Below are 18,534 nucleotides of genomic sequence, written 5' to 3'. Positions count from 1 at the left end.
CGCCGGCTGGGGGTCACCACCGTGTACGTGACCCACGACCAGGTCGAGGCGATGACCATGGGCGACCGGGTGGCGGTGCTCAAGGACGGGCACCTCATGCAGGTCGACACCCCGAGGGCGCTCTACGACCGGCCGGCCACGGAGTTCGTGGCCGGGTTCATCGGGTCCCCGGCGATGAACCTCTTCCGCGCCCCCGTCTCGGGGGAGGCGGTGCAGCTGGGCACGGTGCGGATCCCGCTGAGCCCCGCCCAGCGTTCCGCCCTGACCGGGCACCGGGTGACCGTCGGGATCCGCCCCGAGGACCTGCACCTGGCCGCAGAGGGGGAGGGGCTGCCGATCGAGGCCGACGTGGTCGAGGAGCTCGGCGCGGACGCGTTCGTCTACGGCCGCCTCGCCCCGGTCACCGCGGCGAACACCGTGGTGCCGGTGGACAGCACCACCGGCGGCGAGGACGACCCGCAGGCCCACGAGTTCATCGTCCGGGTCGAGGGCCGCACCCCGCCCCGGGCCGGGGCCACGATCTGGGTGGCCCCGAACCTCGAGCACGTCCACCTCTTCGACGCCGCCACCGGCAACCGCCTCCCCGACTGACCCGCCCGGCCGGCCGCACTTTCCGCGTGACCACGGACAACACTGAGGAATGACACCATGAAACACATCCACCGGGCGGCCTGCGCCGTCGGTGCCGTGCTCCTGCTCACGGGGTGCTCGTCGGCGCCCACGGCCGGGGTCGCCGGCCTGGCCGGCGGGCCGGGCAGCATCAAGATCCAGGCCGGCACCGGCGAGATCCCGGTGCTGCAGGAGGTCGCCGAGGACTTCACCGCCGACACCGGGGTGGAGGTGGAGTTCGTCCAGCGCGAGGTCAACGCGCAGACGCTCTCCAACTTCATCTCGCAGTCCCCCACGGGGCAGGCCCCGGACATCCTCGTCTCGCCGCACGACAACCTCGGCCAGCTCGCCGCCAACGGCGTCGTCGCCCCCGTGGAGATGGGGGAGCGGGCGGAGGACTTCACCGACAACGCCCGGGAGGCCGTGATCTACAACGGCGTGAGCTACGGCGTGCCATTCGCGATCGAGAACGTGGCCCTGCTGCGCAACAACGAGCTCACCACCGAGGACCCGGCGACCTTCGACGAGCTGCGGGCCGAGGGGCGCCGGATCATGGATGAACGCGACATCGAGTACCCGTTCACGGTCAGCCAGTCCCCGGAGACCGGCGACCCGTACCACTTGTACGCCCTGCAGACCTCGTTCGGAGCAGAGGTCTTCGAGCGCACCGAAGAGGGCGAGTACACGAGCGACCTCACCATGGGCGGCGAGGAGGGGCACCGGTTCGCCCGCTACCTGCGGGAGCTCGGAGCCACCGGTGACCTGCGCACGTCCATGACCCCGGACATCGCCAAGGAGTCCTTCCTCAACGGCCAGTCCGCCTTCCACCTGGGCGGGCCGTGGGAGTTGGAGGACATCGAGGCCGCCGGCATGGACGTGAGCGTCCTGCCCGTGCCGCCGGCCGGGAACGAGGAGGCCCGCCCGTTCGTGGGCGTCCAGGCGTTCTTCGTCAACGCCAACGCGCAGAACCCGATGGCGGCCCAGGACTTCGCCGCCAACTACCTGACCCGCCCCGAGACCCAGTCCGCCCTGTACGAGAGCACAGGCCGGCCGCCCGCCAGCACGGTGGCGGTGGACCGGATGGAGGGCGACCCGCTGCGCTCCACCTACGCGCAGATCGCCGAGGCGGGCCTTCCCATGCCGGCCATCCCCGAGATGGGCGCGGTGTGGAGCTTCTGGGGCACCACGGAGAACGCCGTCGTGGACGGCCGCGGGGACCCCGTGGAGCTGTGGGACCGCATGATCGACAACATCGAAGGACAGATCTCATGAGCACGAGCACCACCGCACCGGGTGGGACCGCCGCCCCCGTGCAGACGCCAGGCGGCAACGGACCCGGCGAGCCCCTCGACCTCCGCCGGTCGCACTCCCGGGGATTCGGCCTGGGCTTCGTGGTCAAGCTGATCCTGATGGCCCTCATCAACGCCTTCGGCCTCTACGGCATCCTGGCGTCCTGGGCGGCGGGCAGCTGGGGCATCCTGGTGTTCCTCGTGGCCGCCCTCGTCGTGGCCGACCTCGTCTACTTCCTGCCCACCCGGAGGATGCTGCCCGCCAAGTACCTCTTCCCCGGCCTGATCTTCCTCCTCGTCTTCCAGATCTTCGTGCTGATCTACACGGCCGCCACGGCGTTCACGAACTACGGCGACGGCCACAACGCGTCCAAGGACGCGGCCATCACCCAGCTCACCACCACCTACGAGCAGCGGATCGAGGGCACCGACGCGTACCCCGTCACGGTGCTCGAGGGAGACGACGGACTGGCGCTGGCCACGGTGCGCGACGGTCAGGTGCTCGTGGGGACGGCGGACGAGCCGCTGGCCCCGCTGGACGGCGCGACCGCCGCCGACGGCCGGGTGGCCGAGGCGCCCGGCTACGAGGTCCTCGACTACGGGGGCGTCGTGGCGTCCGCCGGCGAGCTGGCGGACCTGCGGGTGCCCGTGGGCGAGCAGGAGGCCGAGGGCGTGCTGCGCACCGACGACGGCCGCACCGCCTACGCCTACGAGCCCACGCTCGTCCACGACGAGGCGGCCGACGCCATGGTCGCCGACGACGGCACCGTGTACGCGAACAACGGCGAGGGCGCGTTCGTGGGTCCCGACGGCGAGGCCCTGCGACCCGGCTGGCGGGTCTTCGTGGGCCTGGACAACTTCGGGGCGATCTTCGACCCGGAGGTCCTCGGGGGCCCGTTCGTCTCCGTGACCCTGTGGACCTTCGCCTTCGCGATCCTCTCGGTGGTGCTGACCTTCTTCCTGGGGCTGCTGCTGGCGATCCTGTTCAACGACGAGAAGCTGAGGTTTCGGAACGTCTACCGCGCCATCATCTTCCTGCCGTACGCATTCCCGGGCTTCCTGTCCATCCTCATCTGGGCGGGTCTGCTCAACACGGACTTCGGCTTCGTCAACGAGGTCCTGCTGGGCGGCACCGCGGTCCCCTGGCTCGACAACGCCTGGATGGCCAAGCTCTCCGTGGTGCTGGTGAACCTCTGGCTCGGCTTCCCGTACATGTTCCTCGTGACCACCGGCGCCCTCCAGTCCATCCCGGGAGAGCTCTACGAGTCCGCGGAGATGGACGGCGCGGGGCCGGTGCGCCAGTTCCGGGCGATCACCCTGCCGATGCTGCTGGTCGCGGTGGGACCGATGCTCATCGCGTCCTTCGCGATGAACTTCAACAACTTCAACGTGATCTACCTGCTGACCGGCGGCGGCCCCCAGGACCTGGAGTCCACGACCGGCGTCGGTGCCACGGACATCCTCATCTCGTTCGTCTACAAGATCGCGTTCGCCGGCGGGAACAACGACTACGGTCTGGCCTCCGCCCTGTCCATCCTCATCTTCATCATGGTGGCCGTCATCTCCGCGCTGACGTTCCGCCGCAGCAAGGCTCTCGAGGAGATCAGCTGACATGTCCACTCCCACCACACCCACTCCGGGCGACCGCCCCGGCCCCGACGGCACGGACCGCGCCCCCTGGGCCGCCGCCGCGGCCGCGCCGTCCGCCGGCACCTCGAACACCCTCCAGCCGGCGGACACGCTGCGGCCCCTGGACGCCGCGCCCGGGGCTCCCCGGCCCCACAGGCGCCGTCGCTCCGCCCGCGGCGGATGGAAGCACCTCGCCGCGCTCGCGGCGTGCGTCTTCGCCCTCTTCCCGCTGGTCTACGCCCTCTCGGCGTCCCTCTCGGCCTCCGGGTCCCTCCTGGGGTCCAATCAGCTGTTCTCGGACGTGACGGGCGCCAACTACACGAACCTGCTGACCGACCCGCAGAACCCGTACCTCACCTGGTTCGGGAACTCCGTGTTCGTCTCCGTCACCACGGCCGTGGGCACCGTGCTCATGGGCGCGGCGGCCGCCTACGCCTTCTCGCGGTTCCGCTTCCGGTCCCGCAGGGGCGGTCTGCTGGCCCTGCTCGTAATCCAGATGTTCCCGCAGCTGCTGGCCTTCGTGGCGATCTTCCTGCTGCTCTTCGCGATCTCCGAGGTCTACCCGTTCATGGGGCTGAACTCCCGGCTCGGCCTGGTGGCCGTCTACTTGGGCGGGGCGCTGGGGGCCAACACGTTCCTGATGTACGGCTTCTTCAACACCATCCCCAAGGACCTCGACGAGGCCGCGAGCATCGACGGCGCCTCGCACGCCCAGATCTACTGGACGATGATCCTGCCGCTGGTCACGCCGATCCTCGTGGTGGTCGGGATGCTGTCCTTCATCACGTCCTTCTCGGACTTCCTGCTGGCCCAGATCGTGCTCCAGGACCCGGGCCAGTACACGCTCGCCGTGGGGCTCTACCAGTTCGTCGCCGTGCAGTTCGGCGAGAACTGGGGCGTGTTCACCGCCGGGGCGATCCTGGCGGCCATCCCGGTCGTCGCGATGTTCCTGTTCCTCCAGCGCTTCATCGTCTCCGGACTCACCGGGGGCGCCGTGAAGGGCTGACCGCCCGGCCCCCTGCGCCGAACTCACCGGTCCGGCCCGGGACCGCCGCCCCTGTGCCGCGGTCCCGGGCCGGACCGTTGGGTTCGCGGGTGGGCGAGCGCGGCGAAGGGGCGGGTCCGGCCCGGAGGGCGGGTCCTGTCATGATGGGGCGGGACGAGCGACGGGCAGAACGGGAGGCGGTGCACGGTGACGCTGGTGGACAACGTGGTGTACGTGGAGGGCCGGCGCGCGTCGACCCCGGAGGACCTCGACGAGACCTACGCGACGCTGCGCGGGCGCGGCGGGATGGCCTGGATCGGTCTCTACCGCCCCGAGCGGGCCGAGGTGCAGTCCGTGGCCGCGGAGTTCCGGCTGCACGACCTCGCGGTGGAGGACGCCCTGAAGGGCCATCAGCGCGCCAAGCTGGAGCGCTTCGGGGACACCCTCTTCGTGGTGCTGCGCCCGGCCCGCTACCTGGACGACGTGGAGAAGGTCGAGTTCGGGGAGCTGCACGTGTTCGTGGGCCGCGACTTCGTGGTGACGGTCCGCCACGCCGAGTCCCCCGACCTGGCCGCGGTCCGGCGCCGGCTGGAGGACTCGCCGGAGCTGCTGGGCGCCGGCCCGCAGGCGGTCCTGTACGGGATCCTCGACGAGGTGGTCGACGGCTACGCCCCCGTGGTCGCGGGGCTCGAGAACGACATCGACGAGATCGAGAACGAGATCTTCGGCGCGGACCGGGACGTCTCCCGCCGCGTCTACGAGCTCTCCCGGGAGGTCATCGAGTTCCAGCGCGCCGTCCACCCGCTCGTGGCCATGCTGGAGGCTCTGCAGTCCGGGGCGGAGAAGTACGGGCTCGGTGTCGAGCTGCAGCAGCGGCTGCGGGACGTCCAGGACCACGCCATCCGGGTGGGCGAGCGCGCGGACGCGTTCCGGGTGCTCCTGCAGAACGCCCTCACGGTGCACGCGACCCTGGTGGGGCAGCGGCAGAACGACGAGATGCAGCGGCTCACCGAGTCGGCCCTGGCGCAGAGCGAGGAGGTCAAGCGGATCTCCTCCTGGGCCGCGATCCTCTTCGCCCCGACCCTGGTGGGCACGGTGTACGGGATGAACTTCGAGCACATGCCCGAACTCGCGTGGTCACTGGGCTACCCGCTCGCGCTGCTGGCCATGCTGGGCATGGGGGTGGCCCTCTACGGGGTGTTCAAGTGGAAGCGGTGGCTCTGAGCGGCCCTGGGCGCCCTCCCCGTCGACGTCGCCGGGGGGTCCGCTCAGATGCTGTTGCGCATCGCCCGGATCCCCACGGCCAGGCCCAGGGCGGCCAGCACGACCGCCGCGACGGCGCCGGCCGCCACGGCTGGGTCGCCGAACTGGCCGTTGAACAGGGCCCGCTCGGCGTCGACCATGTAGGTGAGCGGGTTGAACCGCGAGAGCACCTGCATCCAGCGCGGACCGGCCTCGAGCGGCAGGAGCATCCCGGACAGCAGCATGAGCGGGAACAGCAGCCCCTGCTGCACGGTCCAGAACATCCAGTCCCGGTTCCGGGAGACGATGGCCAGGGCGTAGCTCAGCGCCCCCAGCCCCACCCCGAAGACCGCGAGGATCGCCAGGCCCACCACCATGCCGGGCAGGGACGGGCGGAAGCCGAAGAACGCGGCCACCCCGGAGAGCACCAGCGCCTGCAGGACCAGCGGCACCATCTCCTTGCACGCGCGCCCCACCATGAGCGCCGAGCGGGTCACCGGCGCCACCAGCATCCGCTCGTGCGCCCCGGACTGGATCTCGAACAGCAGGTTCGAGCCGGTCATCGCGGTGCCGAACAGCGCGATCATCACCACGATGCCCGGCACGAACCACTGGAACGCCTGGTCGAGCGGCAGCCCGGTCATCCCGCCGAGGAGCGGGCCGTAGAAGGCGAGGAACATCAGCGGCTGCATGAGCGAGAACACCAGGCTGAAGGGGTCGCGGACCACGGGCCGGAGCTCGCGGACGAAGACGCTGACGGAGTCGTGCAGGATCCCGGCCGGGCGGGCCCGTCCGGTGCCGTCGCCGGTGGTGCCGCCGGGCGACTCGCGGGTGGTCGGAACGGTGGTCATCGGGGTGCTCCCACGCTGGTGGTCTCGGGGGCCGGGTCGGTCCCGGACGCGTTCGCCCGCTCCTCGCGCAGGCTCCGGCCGGTGAGCCGGAGGAAGACGTCGTCGAGGGTCGGGCGGGCGAGCTCGGCGGTCCGCACGGTGTGGCCGTCCCGGTCGAGCTCGCGCAGCAGAGCGGGCAGCACGCGCTCGCCGTGCTCGACCGCGACGACCACGCGCGTGCCTTCTCCGGCCGGGACCGCCTCCGGTTCGGCGCCGCCGGTCCCCGCGGCACCGGCCGCGCGCCGGACGGCCGCCACGGCGGCGGCCGGTCCGGCGTCGAGGGTGAGGGTGATCCGGTCGCCGGCCAGGTCCGTCTTCAGCCGGGACGCGGTGTCGTCGGCGATGATCCGTCCGCGGTCCACGACCATGACCCGCTCGGCGAACTGGTCGGCCTCGTCGAGGTAGTGGGTGGTGAGGAACAGAGTGGTCCCGTAGCGCCGGCGCAGCTCGAGGATGTGCTCCCACAGGTGCGCGCGGGACTGCGGATCCAGCCCGGTCGTGGGCTCGTCGAGGAAGAGCAGCCGGGGGCCGGGGATCAGTCCCAGGGCGATGTCCACGCGGCGGCGCTGACCGCCGGAGAGCTTCATCGTGGGCCGGCGGACGAGGTCGCCGAGGCCGAGGGCCTCCACGAGCTCGTCCACGCGGCGCCGGGTCTCCGCCCGGCTCAGCCCGTACAGGGCGCCCTGGCTGAGGAGCTCGTCGCGGACCCGCTGGTACTGCCCGGCCCCGTTCTTCTGCCCGATGTAGCCGATGCGGGCGCGCACCTCGGCCGGCTGCCGGGCGACGTCGAACCCGCACACGGTGGCGGTGCCGCCCGTGGGCCGCAGCAGCGTGGTGAGCATGCGCAGCGAGGTCGACTTGCCCGCGCCGTTGGGCCCGAGGAACGCGGTCAGCGTGCCCGGCGCCACGTCCATGGTCAGGTCGCGCACCGCTTCGACGGTCCGGCCACCGGGCCCGCGGAAGCTCTTGCTCAGCCCGCGGGCGCTGATGATGGGTGGGGTGCTCATGGGTCCACGGTAGAGCGCATTCAGGCCACTGGCTGTCCGCAGGGGGGCGTAGATTGCGGGACATGTCCGATCCGACGTCGCGGGTGCTCCGGCTGCTGTCCCTGCTGCAGACCCACCGCTACTGGTCCGGGCCCGAGCTCGCCGAGCGGCTGACGGTGTCCGGGCGGACGCTGCGCCGGGACATCGACCGGCTGCGCGAGCTCGGCTACGAGGTGTCCGCCCGCCCCGGAACGGCGGGCGGGTACCAGCTCGCGGGCGGCACCAGCATCCCGCCCCTGCTGCTCGACGACGACGAGGCCGTGGCCATCGCCGTAGGGCTGCGCACCGCCGCGGTCCACGGCGTCGGCGACGGCGAGCAGACCTCGCTGAGCGCCCTGGCCAAGGTCCAGCAGGTGCTGCCGCGGCACCTGCGCCGCCGGGTCGCCGCGCTGCAGGCGCACACCGTCCCGGTGGCCCGCACGGACGTGCACGTGGCCACCGAGGTCCTCGCCCAGCTCGCGCTGGCCTGCCGCGACCACGAGCGCGTGCGCTTCCACTACGTCGACCGGCGGGGCCGGGACAGCGCCCGTCTGGTCGAGCCGCACTCCCTGGTCCCGCGGGACCGGTGGTGGTACCTCGTGGCCTGGGACGCCGACCGCGCCGACTGGCGCACCTTCCGCATCGACCGCCTGCGGAAGCTGGTGGGCACCGCCGTGCGCGTCGCGCCGCGGGAGCTGCCTGCCGCGGACGCCGCCGAGTTCGTCCTCGCGGCGCACGGTGCGGCCGCCGCGCGCCACGAGCTGACGGTGCGGATGACCGTGAGCCTGGATCGGGTCCGCGAAAAGTTCGGGCCGTGGGCGGCCACGGCCGTGCAAGGCCCCGGGGACACCGTCGACTGGACCGTCACGGGCGGCTCGGTCCCCGAGCTGCTGATGGCGCTGCCGTGGATCCCGGAGGACGTGCCGTGGCGGGTGCTCTGCTCGGACGAGGTCGCCGAGGCCCTGCGCGGCTTCCGGGACCGGCTCGGCGGCGCCCTGGACGGCCGGCCTCCTCCCGTCGCCGGGCGACCGGGTGGGGAGGCGGGGGGAACCAGCCCTTAGAGTCGTGGGCGTGACTGTCCACACCACCGCCCTCGATCCCGCCCGGGTCCGGCGCGCCCGGATCGCGGTGTCCGCGTTCTTCCTGACCAACGGGGCCCTCTACGCCAACCTGCTGCCGCGCCTGCCGGAGGTCAAGGACGCGTTCGGGCTCTCCAACACCCTCTACGGCCTGGTGGTCGTGGCGTTCCCGCTCGGGGCGATCCTCGTGGGCGCCCTCCCCGCCCGGGCGATCCGCCGCTTCGGCTCCGGCCGGGTGGCGGCGCTGGGCACCGTCCTGCTCTCCGTGTGCCTCGCGGCCGCCGGAGCCGGGGCGGGCCTGGGCGCCGGCACGGGGCTGGGCGTGGGGGTGTTCCTCGCGGCGATGTTCTTCGGCGGTGCTCTGGACGCCCACGTGGACACCGCCCAGAACGCCCAGGGGATGGAGGTCCAGCGCGCCCGCGGCCGCTCCATCATCAACTCCCTGCACGCCCTGTGGAGCCTGGGTGCCGTGGCCGGCGGGCTCATGGGCGCCGCGGCGCTCGCCCTCGGCGTGCCCCTGGGGTGGCACCTGCCGGCGAGCGGGCTCGTCTGGAGCGCGGTCGCCCTCGTGGCGCTGCGCTCCGCGCTGAGCCCGGCGGAGGGCCAGGAACTGCGCACGGTCCGTCCGGACGACCCCCCGCCGGACGGCACGACGACGACGGGGCCCGGTGCCACCGGCTCCCCGACGGACCCCGGCTCCGGGCGCGCCGGGACGGGGCACCGGGCGACGGGGCGCATCGTCGTCGTCAGCCTCCTCCCCGTGGCCGTGATCGCGATGGCCGGGGTCATGGTGGAGGACGCCGGGCAGAACTGGTCGGCGGTGTACCTCAACACCGAGCTCGGCGCTCCGCTGGCCACCGCGGGGCTCGGGCTCGTGGCGCTCATGGCGGCGCAGTTCGTGGGCCGGATGCTCGGCGACCCCATGACCGACCGCTGGGGTCGTGCCGCGGTGGTCCGCGCCGGCGCCGCCCTGAGCGCGGCCGGGATGCTGCTCGTGGTCCTCGCCCCGGCGCCGGTCGTGGCCGTCGCGGGCTTCGCGCTGGCCGGCTTCGGCTGCGCCACGCTCGTGCCCGCGGCCTTCCACGCCGCCGACGACATCCCCGGGCTGCGGGCCGGGACGGGCCTGGCCCTGGTCAGCTGGCTGATGCGGATCAGCTTCCTGGGCCTGTCCCCGGCCGTCGGGGTGCTCTCCGACGCCGTGGGGCTGCGTGCGGCGCTGCTCGTGGTCCCCGTCTTCGCGCTCGTCGCGGCCCTGATGGCCGGTGTCCTGCGGGAGGGCCGGGCCCCCTGACCCTGGCCCTCCTCCCTCTCCTCTCTCCTCCCCCTCCCTCGGACGTCGAGCCCCCATGCCCGGGGCGTCGCGAGCGTCGAGTCCCCATGCCCGGTGCGTCGCGACCGCCGAGTCCCCACTCCTGTGCCGAATCCCCACGACTGATCGGGGGGATCCGGCGCTGTCATGGGGGCTCGGCGGGGTGGGCGGTCATGATGTGGGGGTTGGGCGGTAGGGGCCGGGGGTTCGGCGGGGTGGGCGGATCGGGGCGAGGCGTCCCGGGACGGGCGGGCCCGGGCTATCCTGGAGCGACCATGTTCCACCACTTCTTCCTCTGACGGGTTCCGGATTCCGCCGCTCGGCACGTCCGCCGCGGCGGTCCGTCGTCCTGCCCACCCGTCCCCTCATCAGGAGCCCCGGCCGTCCCGCCGCGCGCCGCTCCGCACCTCCGGAGGAAGCATGTCCACCGTTCCCGTCCACCACCCCGCCGTGCCCGAGGGCGAGCACGCCCAGCTGACCGCCACCGGGATCCGCCTGGTCCGCGGGTCCCGCACCGTCCTGGACGGGCTCGACCTCACGATCACCCCCACCACCCGCCTCGGCGTGGTGGGGGAGAACGGCCGCGGCAAGACCTCGCTGCTGGAGGTGCTCTCGGGAGCTCTCCTCCCGGACGCCGGCACCGTCCTCCGCACCGGCACGCTCGCCGTGGTGGACCAGGAGCTGCCCGTGCCGCCCGAGGGCACCGTGGGGGATCTCCTGGACCTCGAGCTCACCGCCGAGCACACCGCGGTGGCACAGGTCGAGGCCGCCGCCCGCGCCCTCGCCGCGCACGAGCCGTCCGCCGCGGAGGAGTACGCGCAGGCGCTGACGGTCGCCCAGGCCCTCGACGCCTGGGATGCCGACCGGCGGGTGGAGCTGGCCCTGCAGGCCCTGCACGCCGTGACCGACCGCTCCCGGGTCCTCGGGACCCTCTCGGTGGGCCAGCGCTATCGGGTGCGCCTGGCCTGTCTGCTCGGCACCGTCCACGACCTCCTCCTGCTGGACGAGCCCACCAACCACCTCGACGCCGCGGGGCTGGCCCACCTGGGCGCGGCGCTGCGCGAGTTCCGCGGCGGCGTGGTCCTGGTCAGCCACGACCGGCGGCTGCTGGGCCAGGTGATCGACACCGTCCTGGACCTGGACCCCAGCCGGGACGGCCGCCCGCGGTGGTACGGCGGCGGGGTGGCGGGCTGGCGCGCCGGCCGCACCGCCGAGCGCTCGCGGTGGATCCACGACCACCGGGAGCAGCAGGCCGAGCACGCCCGGCTGGCCGGCGACCTCGACCGCGCACGCTCCCGCCTGGTCGGCGGATGGCGCCCGGACAAGGGCACCGGCAAGCACACCCGCGCCACCCGCGCACCGGGGCTCGTCCGGTCGGTGCACCGCCGGCAGGAGGACCTCGAGCGGCATCGCGTGGACGTCCCCGAGCCCCCGCTGGTGCTGTCGGTGCCCGAGCTGCCGACGCTGCCCGGCGTCGAGCTGGTGCGCGCCGGGGGCATCACGGTGGCGGGCCGGCTGCTCCGGCCCGTCGACGTGGTGCTGGAGTCCGGGGATCGGCTGGTGGTCGGAGGCCCCAACGGGGCGGGCAAGTCCACCCTGCTGCAGGTGCTCGCCGGCACGCTGGCCCCCACCACGGGACGCCGGACGTCTGCGCCCGGGGTGCGGATCGGCCACCTGCTGCAGGAGGGGGTCCGGCACGGTGCGCGCTCCGCCCAGGAGGTGTACGAGCAGGAGCTCGTCCGGCTCGTCCTCGCGGACCGGCTGGCCGAGCACGAGGTGTCTCCGCTGGAGGCACTGGGCCTGCTGACGGCGCGGGACCGTGGGCGCCCCGTGGCGGAGCTGTCCGCCGGTCAGCGGCGGCGCCTCGAGCTCGCCGTGGTGCTGGCGTCCCGGCCGCACGCCCTGCTGCTGGACGAGCCGACCAACCACCTCTCCATCACGCTCGTGGACGAGCTCACCGAGGCCCTCGCCGCGACGGCCGCGGCCGTGGTGCTGACCACCCACGACCGGCAGCTCCTGCGGGACACGAAGGACTGGCCGCGGCTGAGGCTGTGACGGCCCGGCACCGGCCGGAGGACAGGGCGAGGAACCGCCCCTAGACTGCGGGGCAGAGGGCGCGTGAGCCGCGTCACCGCAGGGGGAGTGCCGAGGAGGACACCATGAGGATCCGTGCCGCCGTCGTCGAGGGGATCGGCGCCCCGTTCGAGCTGGAGGACGTGGAGCTCGCCGAACCGGCCCGCGGGGAGGCCTTGGTGCGCATCGTCGCGACCGGGGTCTGCCACACCGACGCCATCACCCGCGAGGGCGACATGCCGCTGCCGCTGCCCGGGATCCTGGGCCACGAGGGCGCGGGCATCGTGGAACGGGTCGGCGAGGGCGTCACCGCCGTCGCGCCCGGCGACCGGGTCGTCATCGGCTGGCCCTCGTGCGGCGCGTGCCGCAACTGCCTGGACGGGCAGCCCCGGTACTGCCTCCGGACCGGGGAGGCCCTCGTCTCGGGCCGCCGCTTCCGAGGCGAGAAGACCGGGACCTCGGCCTACACCCGGGCGGACGGCTCGGAGGTCTCGGGTCACTTCTTCGGCCAGTCCTCGTTCGCGACCCACTCGCTCGTCCTCGCCGACGCCCTCGTGAAGGCGCCCGACGACGTGCCGCTCGAGCTGCTCGGCCCCCTCGCCTGCGGGCTGGGCACGGGCGCCGGGGCAGTGCTCAACGAGGCCCGCCCGGAGCCGGGCTCGTCCCTGGTGGTCTTCGGCGTGGGCGCCGTGGGGCTGGCCGCGATCATGGCCGCCCGCTGCACCGCCGCCACCACGGTCATTGCCGTGGACCTGCACGACTCCCGGCTCGAGCTGGCCGGCCGCTACGGGGCCACCCACGCCATCAACTCCCGGGACACGGACATGGTCGCGGAGGTCGCCCGGATCACGGGCGGCTCCGCCGACTACGCCTTCGAGTGCACCGGGGTGGTCCCCGTGGTGGAGCAGGCCGCGGACTGTGTGGGCATGCTGGGCACGCTCGTGCTCATCGGCGGCGCGCCCGCCCAGGCGCGCTTCAGTCTCGACCACATGCACGCACTGTGGGGCAAGCGGATCGTCGGGGTGCTGGGCGGCGGCAGCCGCAGCGGAAAGTTCATTCCCGCCCTGATCGACCTCCACCGGCAGGGGCGGTTCCCCTTCGACGAACTGGTGCGCTTCTACGAGCTCGACGAGATCGAGCAGGCCCTCGCCGACAGCAAGTCCGGCGACGTGGTCAAGCCCGTCATCCGCATGCCCGGGTGAGTGCCCCGCCGCGAACCCGAGCCCGGGGGCGCGGCCCCAGCGGTCAGTCGATCCGGAGCTCGTGGACCCCGCGCTCGAGACCGCGCTCCACCGCCGCGATGACGTCGTCCACGTTGTGCCCGGGCGGCAGCCGGGGCGGCAGGCCGGTCAGCGCCCGGTCCACGAGCCCGGTGTCCATGTGCGGCAGCCGCGCGTCCATCACCGCGATCCGACGACGGCGAAGCTCCCGCCGCAACGACCCCAGCCACGAGGCCATGGCCGCCTTGCTGGCGGCGTAGCCGGCCATCCCGGCCAGCGGCAGCTCCGCGACCACGCCGGTGAGGACCGCGACCGCGCCGCCGTCCGCGACGTGGGGCAGGGCTGCCCGGATGACGGCCATGGGCCCGAGGGCGTTGACCTCGAACAGCTCCTCCACGACGGCCTCGTCCTCGTCGGCCGCCGGGCCGAACGCGGCGACCCCGGTGGCGATCACCACGGCGTCGAACCCGCCGAGCTCCACGGCCGCCCGCTCCACGACCGCCGCGGCCTCGTCGTGGTCCACGAGGTCCAGGGCGTGGGCCGCGCGCAGGCCGAGCCCGCGCCGCAGCTCCTCGGCGCTGGAGGCGGAGCGGCCGGTCACCACGATGTCGGTGGTGCGCTCGCTCAGCCGTTCGCACAGCCGCCGCCCCAGGACGCCGGTCGCCCCCACCACGAGGATCCTCGCGCCGTTCAGGTCCATGACCCCACTCCTGTCCCCGGTGCGGCCCCGGAGCGGAGCCGTGCTCCGAGCGTACCCAGCCTCTCCGACAGCGCCCAGCGATCTGCAGTTCCACAACGATCGTCGGATGTCCGCCCCCCACCGTTGCTGATCGCGAACCGGTCGGCGTAGATTGCAGTCCTCGGGGCCGGGCCGGGCGGACGTCCGCGGCAGTGGTGCTCCGCGATCAGGGGGCCGTCCACATGTCACCGACCACGTCACGATCGACCCGGGCGCTGGGCGCGGCCGCCGCTGCCCTGCTCCTCCTGGCCGCCTGCGGCGCCCCGACCGGCGAGGACCCATCCGGCGAGGGCACGAGCCCCGCCGCGTCACCGACCGGCACGGTGGCGGAGTCTCCGTTGGAGCCGGGACCGGGCACGGGGTCCCCCTCGCCGACTCCCGGGAGCCCGACCACCGACCCGAGCACGAGTCCGACCGCCGGCCCCACCGAGGGCTCCGCGGGCACTCCCACAGCGAGCCCCACCGCGAGTCCGTCCCCCGCTCCCGTGGAGCTCGTGACCTACTCGGGCGCGGCCGCCGACGCGGCCTTCGCCTTCGAGCTGCCCGCGACGTGGAGCGTGGACGGGGAGTTCTCGGACGTCGGCGGCACGGTGACGGTGCTCGGGCCGGACGGTGCTCCCGTCGGCCACCTGTCGGTCCTCATCGCCTGGGGCGCCGAGTGCGGCCCCAACTGCTCGATGCCGCCGGTGGCCCACCTCGGGGACGTCCCGGGGAGCGTGCCCCTGTCCAACAGCGGGGAGTTCGTGGTGCGCTCCGTGGCCATGGACCTGACAGCCGCACCCGAACTGCGCAACGCGTACGGCTGGCCGGACGCGGTGCGACTCGTGACCTCGCTGACCGACGCGGACTCCCCCCCACCCACCGCGATGCTGCCGCACGTCATGTACGGCCTGGGGCTGGTCGAGACCGGGGTGGTCGCGCCCAACGGGATCACCTACCGGACGGTGATCTTCAGCTCGGTCCACGACTTCCCCACGCTCGAGGCCGCCCGGGAGTACGCCGGGTCGGAGCAGCACCGGCAGGTCGAGGCGATGATCGCCTCCTTCCGCGCCTGAGCGACCGAGAGTCCACCCCACCCCGGGGAAACCGGTGAGTTCCCGGGGTGGGCGAGGAGCGGGTCGGCCGGCGGCGGGTCGGCCCCGGCGGTCCGGCATGCCGAAGAGCCCCCGTTGCCGAGGACCGCGCGGTGACTCAGGGGCATGACGTCGGGCAGCCCGTGGTGCCGGAGAGGTGTCGGATGCTGACCGGGTCCCCGGGGCCGGGCCGGGCCGGTCTCCCCGGCGGCGCGGGACAGAGGGGCGTTCGGCAGGTCGGGGGGGCGTTCTGCCGGCTCAGTCGATCGCTGCTGACCGGCGGCTTGCCGATCCGCGTTCCGTGCCACGTCGCGCCGGGCGCGACGTGGCACGGAACCTCCTACGCGGAGTCGTCCAGGGGGGCATACCCCATGCGCCGGCTGACCCGCAGGCAGGCTTCTTTGAGGTCCTCGACGAGGTCGGCCATGTGTTGCTCCGTGAACCGGAAGGCCGGTCCCGAGACGCTGATCGAGGCGATGATCGTGCCGAGATGGTCGCGCACGGGTGCGGCCACGGAGTTCAGCCCGATCTCGAACTCCTCGCACACGGTGGCGTAGCCCCGGGAGGCCACCTCGATCAACTGGCGTTCCAGCTGCTTCTTCGACGTGATCGTGCGGGCCGTGAGCGCCGGCATGCCCTGGGCGCGGAGGATCTGGGCTCTTTCGTCGGACGGAAGTCCCGCCAGCAGCACCTTCCCGCTGGCGGTGGCGTGCAGGGGGGTCAGGCTGCCGATCCAGTCGTGGGTCGAGACCGAGCTGGGCCCCATCTCCTGGTCCACGTTGACAGCATGGCCCTCCCGGAGGACCGCCAGGTTGACCGTCTCGGAGTGGGCCCGCGCCAGGCCGCGGACCTCGTCGCGCGCCTCGGCCACCACGCTCAGCCGGCCGGGGATCGCGTGCGCCAGCCGCAGGATGCCGAAACCGAGCTGATATCTGCTCCCATCGCTCGGATGGTGCACCAGGCCGCGGAGCTCCAGCGCGCCGAGCAGCCGCGACGCGGTGGACTTGTGCACTCCGAGCTCCACGGCCACCTCGGTCACCGTCGAACCGCCGGTCCGGGCGAGGACTTCGAGCACCGTGATCGCCCGGTCGACGGACTGGACACCGCCCGGGGTCACTCCGTCCGAGCTGGGCAGCTCCGTTGTGGCGTCGGCAGTGAGCAGAGGTCTGGGGGCTTGTGGGGACATGTCCCCATGGTAGACATTCGTCACTGTGGTGCCCTTCCACTCGATCTGCTCCACCGGAGGACAGCCGGTCCCGGTGGGCCGGGTGCCCGGAAACGTGTGTGCTGGGCGGGGGTGCCCCGCCCAGCACACACGGGGTCACGAGCGGTTGGCCCCCTTCTTCCGGACCTGACCGTTCTCCTGGGCGTAGATGGGCTGACCGGCGGCCGTGGCGTCCACGGCCCGGAACTGGTCGGTGTTCGGATCCGTGCTCTCCCGGGTGACCAGGGTGAACTTCTGGTGCCCGTACTCGTCGACGGCGTTGCGCACCGCGCGGTTCATCACGGAGTCGGACAGGCGCTTGCGCAGCCACATCGGGTCCTGGCGCAGGTCCCGGGCCAGCGCGAAGCACAGCAGGAGCATCACCAGGATGAACGGCAGAGCGGAGACGATCGTCATCCGTTGCAGGCCGCCCAGGGCGGCCGCGGGGTCGTCGCCGCCGGCCAGGAGCATCACCGCGGCGACGCTGCCCATGAGCACGCCCCAGAAGACGATGACGGGGCGGGAGGGCTCCAGGCTGCCGCGGGAGCTGAGCGAGCCGGTCACGATGGACGCCGAGTCGGCACCCGTGACGAAGAAGATCCCGGTCAGCACCATGGCCAGCACGGCGAGAGCGACGGTGACGGCCTGCGGCAGGTCCAGGCCGGTGAACATGTCGTAGATCGCGCTGTCGAAGGAGATGGTCGGGGCCCCGTCCACGACCGTGGCGATGCCGTCGTCCGGGTCCGGCGTGGCGTCGGCCCGGCGCTGGATGTCGATGGCCGTGCCACCGAAGACGGCGAACCACATCAGGGACACCAGCGAGGGCACCACGAGCACTCCCACCACGAACTGGCGGATGGTCCGGCCCCGGCTGATCCGGGCGACGAACATGCCCACGAAGGGAGTCCAGGAGACCCACCAGGCCCAGTAGAAGATGGTCCACCCCGAGAGCCACTCGCGCATCCCTTCGTCGCCCACGGCCTCCGTGCGGGCGGACATCTCCGGCAGCATCTGCGCGTAGGAGCCCACCGAGGAGGGAATGAGGTTGAGGATGAAGACAGTGGGGCCCACCGCGAAGATGATGACCGCCATGAGGAGGGCCAGCACCATGTTGGTGTTCGAGAGGAACTGGATGCCGCGCTCGATGCCCGACATCGCCGAGGCCACGAAGCAGAACGTCAGCACTGCGATGACCGCCACCAGCATCGGGGTGGTCACCTCGGCGACGACGCCGTTGAACTGCAGGCCGCTGCCGATCTGCAGGGCGCCCAGGCCGAGCGACGCAGCGGTCCCGAACACGGTCGCGAAGATGGCGAGCATGTTGATGATCTTCCCGCCCACGCCGTCCACGGCCTTGCGCCCGAAGATCGAGACGAACGCCTCGGAGAGCAGGTTCTTGCGGCCCAGGCGGAAGGTGCCGTAGGCGATGGCGATGCCGACCACCGCGTACATCGCCCACGGGTGCAGCGTCCAGTGGAACAGGGACGTGGCCATTGCCGCCTCGATGGCCTCGGCCGTCTGCGCGTCGGCCGTGGCCGGCGGCGGGGAGATGTAGTGGTAGAGCGGCTCGGCGACGCCGTAGAACATCAGGCCGATGCCCATGCCGCAGGCGAACATCATCGATATCCACGACACGGTCCGGAACTCCGGGCGTTCGCCGTCCTGGCCCAGCGGGATGTTGCCGAACCGGCCGACGGCCAGCCAGAGGACGAAGACCACGAACAGGGAGGCCAGGAGCACGAAGAGCCACCCGGTCCTCTCCAGCACCCAGCCCAGCGCGACGGTCGAGGCGGTGGACAGGCTCTCCGTGTTGAGGAACCCCCAGAGCACGAACGCGACCACGAGAGCTCCGGTGACCACGAAGATGGTCCGGTCCAGACCTTCCAGGCCGGCACGGAAGGACTTGCGCCGCTCGGCGACACCGACCTTCAGCTCGTCGAGGATCGCGGCCTCCTGTGCCTCCGCCTCGTGCAGCAGGGTCGTGTCGTCCACGGGCGGCGTCGCGGGCTGCGGCGTGGACTCCTCGGCGTGCGCCGGGTCGATGTGGGAGCCGTCGTTGCTCATTGGACCTTCTCCTGGCTCTTGAGGCCGGCTGGCGTGGGGACGACGTCGCCGACTTTGTCGGTGATCCAGTCGTGGAAGGCGCCGATGTGGTGTTCGGAGGGCAC

The 18,534-nt window shown here is 72.8% G+C and carries 15 protein-coding genes; 10 read left to right on the top strand and 5 right to left on the bottom strand.

The window, feature by feature from the left end; genetic code table 11:
- From ACFYE3_RS18580 to ACFYE3_RS18560, 5 genes are all read left to right on the top strand, one after another.
- Positions 1 to 591: ABC transporter ATP-binding protein (locus tag ACFYE3_RS18580; protein WP_387611817.1), on the top strand; the 591-nt coding region annotated here is incomplete at its 5' end.
- A gap of 57 nt (positions 592 to 648) precedes the next feature.
- Entirely contained in the window at positions 649 to 1,881 is a 1,233-nt protein-coding gene (locus tag ACFYE3_RS18575; protein WP_387611815.1) for a sugar ABC transporter substrate-binding protein, read from the top strand.
- On the top strand, positions 1,878 to 3,509 hold the full coding sequence (locus ACFYE3_RS18570; RefSeq protein WP_387611812.1) for an ABC transporter permease subunit: 1,632 nt from the start codon (positions 1,878 to 1,880) through the stop codon (positions 3,507 to 3,509). The genes ACFYE3_RS18575 and ACFYE3_RS18570 overlap by 4 nt, the downstream gene beginning before the upstream one ends.
- 1 nt (position 3,510) lies before the next feature.
- On the top strand, positions 3,511 to 4,533 hold the full coding sequence (locus ACFYE3_RS18565; RefSeq protein WP_387611809.1) for a sugar ABC transporter permease: 1,023 nt from the start codon (positions 3,511 to 3,513) through the stop codon (positions 4,531 to 4,533).
- A gap of 186 nt (positions 4,534 to 4,719) precedes the next feature.
- Entirely contained in the window at positions 4,720 to 5,736 is a 1,017-nt protein-coding gene (locus tag ACFYE3_RS18560) for a magnesium and cobalt transport protein CorA (RefSeq protein ID WP_387611806.1), read from the top strand.
- 44 nt (positions 5,737 to 5,780) lie between these two features.
- Here ACFYE3_RS18560 and ACFYE3_RS18555 read toward each other — a convergent pair whose 3' ends face one another.
- Together ACFYE3_RS18555 and ACFYE3_RS18550 are read right to left on the bottom strand one after the other, a co-directional pair.
- Positions 5,781 to 6,605: an ABC transporter permease gene (locus tag ACFYE3_RS18555; RefSeq protein WP_387611803.1), complete on the bottom strand. Its 825-nt coding sequence runs from the start codon at positions 6,603 to 6,605 to the stop codon at positions 5,781 to 5,783.
- Positions 6,602 to 7,651 (bottom strand): ABC transporter ATP-binding protein, encoded by a 1,050-nt coding sequence (locus tag ACFYE3_RS18550; RefSeq protein WP_387611799.1) that lies wholly within the window; start codon positions 7,649 to 7,651, stop codon positions 6,602 to 6,604. The genes ACFYE3_RS18555 and ACFYE3_RS18550 overlap by 4 nt, the downstream gene beginning before the upstream one ends.
- A 62-nt stretch (positions 7,652 to 7,713) precedes the next feature.
- Between ACFYE3_RS18550 and ACFYE3_RS18545 the strand changes: the two genes are divergently transcribed.
- From ACFYE3_RS18545 to ACFYE3_RS18530, 4 genes are all read left to right on the top strand, one after another.
- Positions 7,714 to 8,730, top strand: a complete 1,017-nt coding sequence (locus tag ACFYE3_RS18545; protein WP_387611796.1) for a helix-turn-helix transcriptional regulator — start codon at positions 7,714 to 7,716, stop codon at positions 8,728 to 8,730.
- A 10-nt stretch (positions 8,731 to 8,740) separates the two neighbouring features.
- Positions 8,741 to 10,039 carry an MFS transporter gene (locus ACFYE3_RS18540; protein ID WP_387611794.1) on the top strand — a complete coding sequence of 433 codons (1,299 nt, stop codon included), beginning with the start codon at positions 8,741 to 8,743 and terminating at the stop codon, positions 10,037 to 10,039.
- A gap of 438 nt (positions 10,040 to 10,477) precedes the next feature.
- Positions 10,478 to 12,112: an ATP-binding cassette domain-containing protein gene (locus ACFYE3_RS18535; RefSeq protein ID WP_387611791.1), complete on the top strand. Its 1,635-nt coding sequence runs from the start codon at positions 10,478 to 10,480 to the stop codon at positions 12,110 to 12,112.
- A gap of 104 nt (positions 12,113 to 12,216) precedes the next feature.
- Positions 12,217 to 13,332 (top strand): NAD(P)-dependent alcohol dehydrogenase, encoded by a 1,116-nt coding sequence (locus ACFYE3_RS18530; protein ID WP_387611788.1) that lies wholly within the window; start codon positions 12,217 to 12,219, stop codon positions 13,330 to 13,332.
- A gap of 43 nt (positions 13,333 to 13,375) precedes the next feature.
- On the opposite strand, the gene ACFYE3_RS18525 is transcribed toward ACFYE3_RS18530, so the two are convergent.
- Positions 13,376 to 14,050 carry an SDR family NAD(P)-dependent oxidoreductase gene (locus ACFYE3_RS18525; RefSeq protein ID WP_387611785.1) on the bottom strand — a complete coding sequence of 225 codons (675 nt, stop codon included), beginning with the start codon at positions 14,048 to 14,050 and terminating at the stop codon, positions 13,376 to 13,378.
- A 524-nt stretch (positions 14,051 to 14,574) separates the two neighbouring features.
- Between ACFYE3_RS18525 and ACFYE3_RS18520 the strand changes: the two genes are divergently transcribed.
- Positions 14,575 to 15,144, top strand: a complete 570-nt coding sequence (locus ACFYE3_RS18520; protein ID WP_387611782.1) for a hypothetical protein — start codon at positions 14,575 to 14,577, stop codon at positions 15,142 to 15,144.
- A 358-nt stretch (positions 15,145 to 15,502) separates the two neighbouring features.
- Here ACFYE3_RS18520 and ACFYE3_RS18515 read toward each other — a convergent pair whose 3' ends face one another.
- Both ACFYE3_RS18515 and ACFYE3_RS18510 read right to left on the bottom strand, forming a co-directional pair.
- Entirely contained in the window at positions 15,503 to 16,348 is an 846-nt protein-coding gene (locus ACFYE3_RS18515; protein ID WP_387611779.1) for an IclR family transcriptional regulator, read from the bottom strand.
- A gap of 135 nt (positions 16,349 to 16,483) precedes the next feature.
- Positions 16,484 to 18,430 (bottom strand): BCCT family transporter, encoded by a 1,947-nt coding sequence (locus tag ACFYE3_RS18510; RefSeq protein WP_387611776.1) that lies wholly within the window; start codon positions 18,428 to 18,430, stop codon positions 16,484 to 16,486.
- Positions 18,431 to 18,534: the final 104 nt, after the last annotated feature.

This window comes from Kocuria arenosa, assembly GCF_042879215.1.
GTDB classification, from domain to species: domain Bacteria; phylum Actinomycetota; class Actinomycetes; order Actinomycetales; family Micrococcaceae; genus Kocuria; species Kocuria arenosa.
Note: the sequence above shows the minus strand (reverse complement) of the source record. Positions and strands in the feature narration are given on the sequence as shown.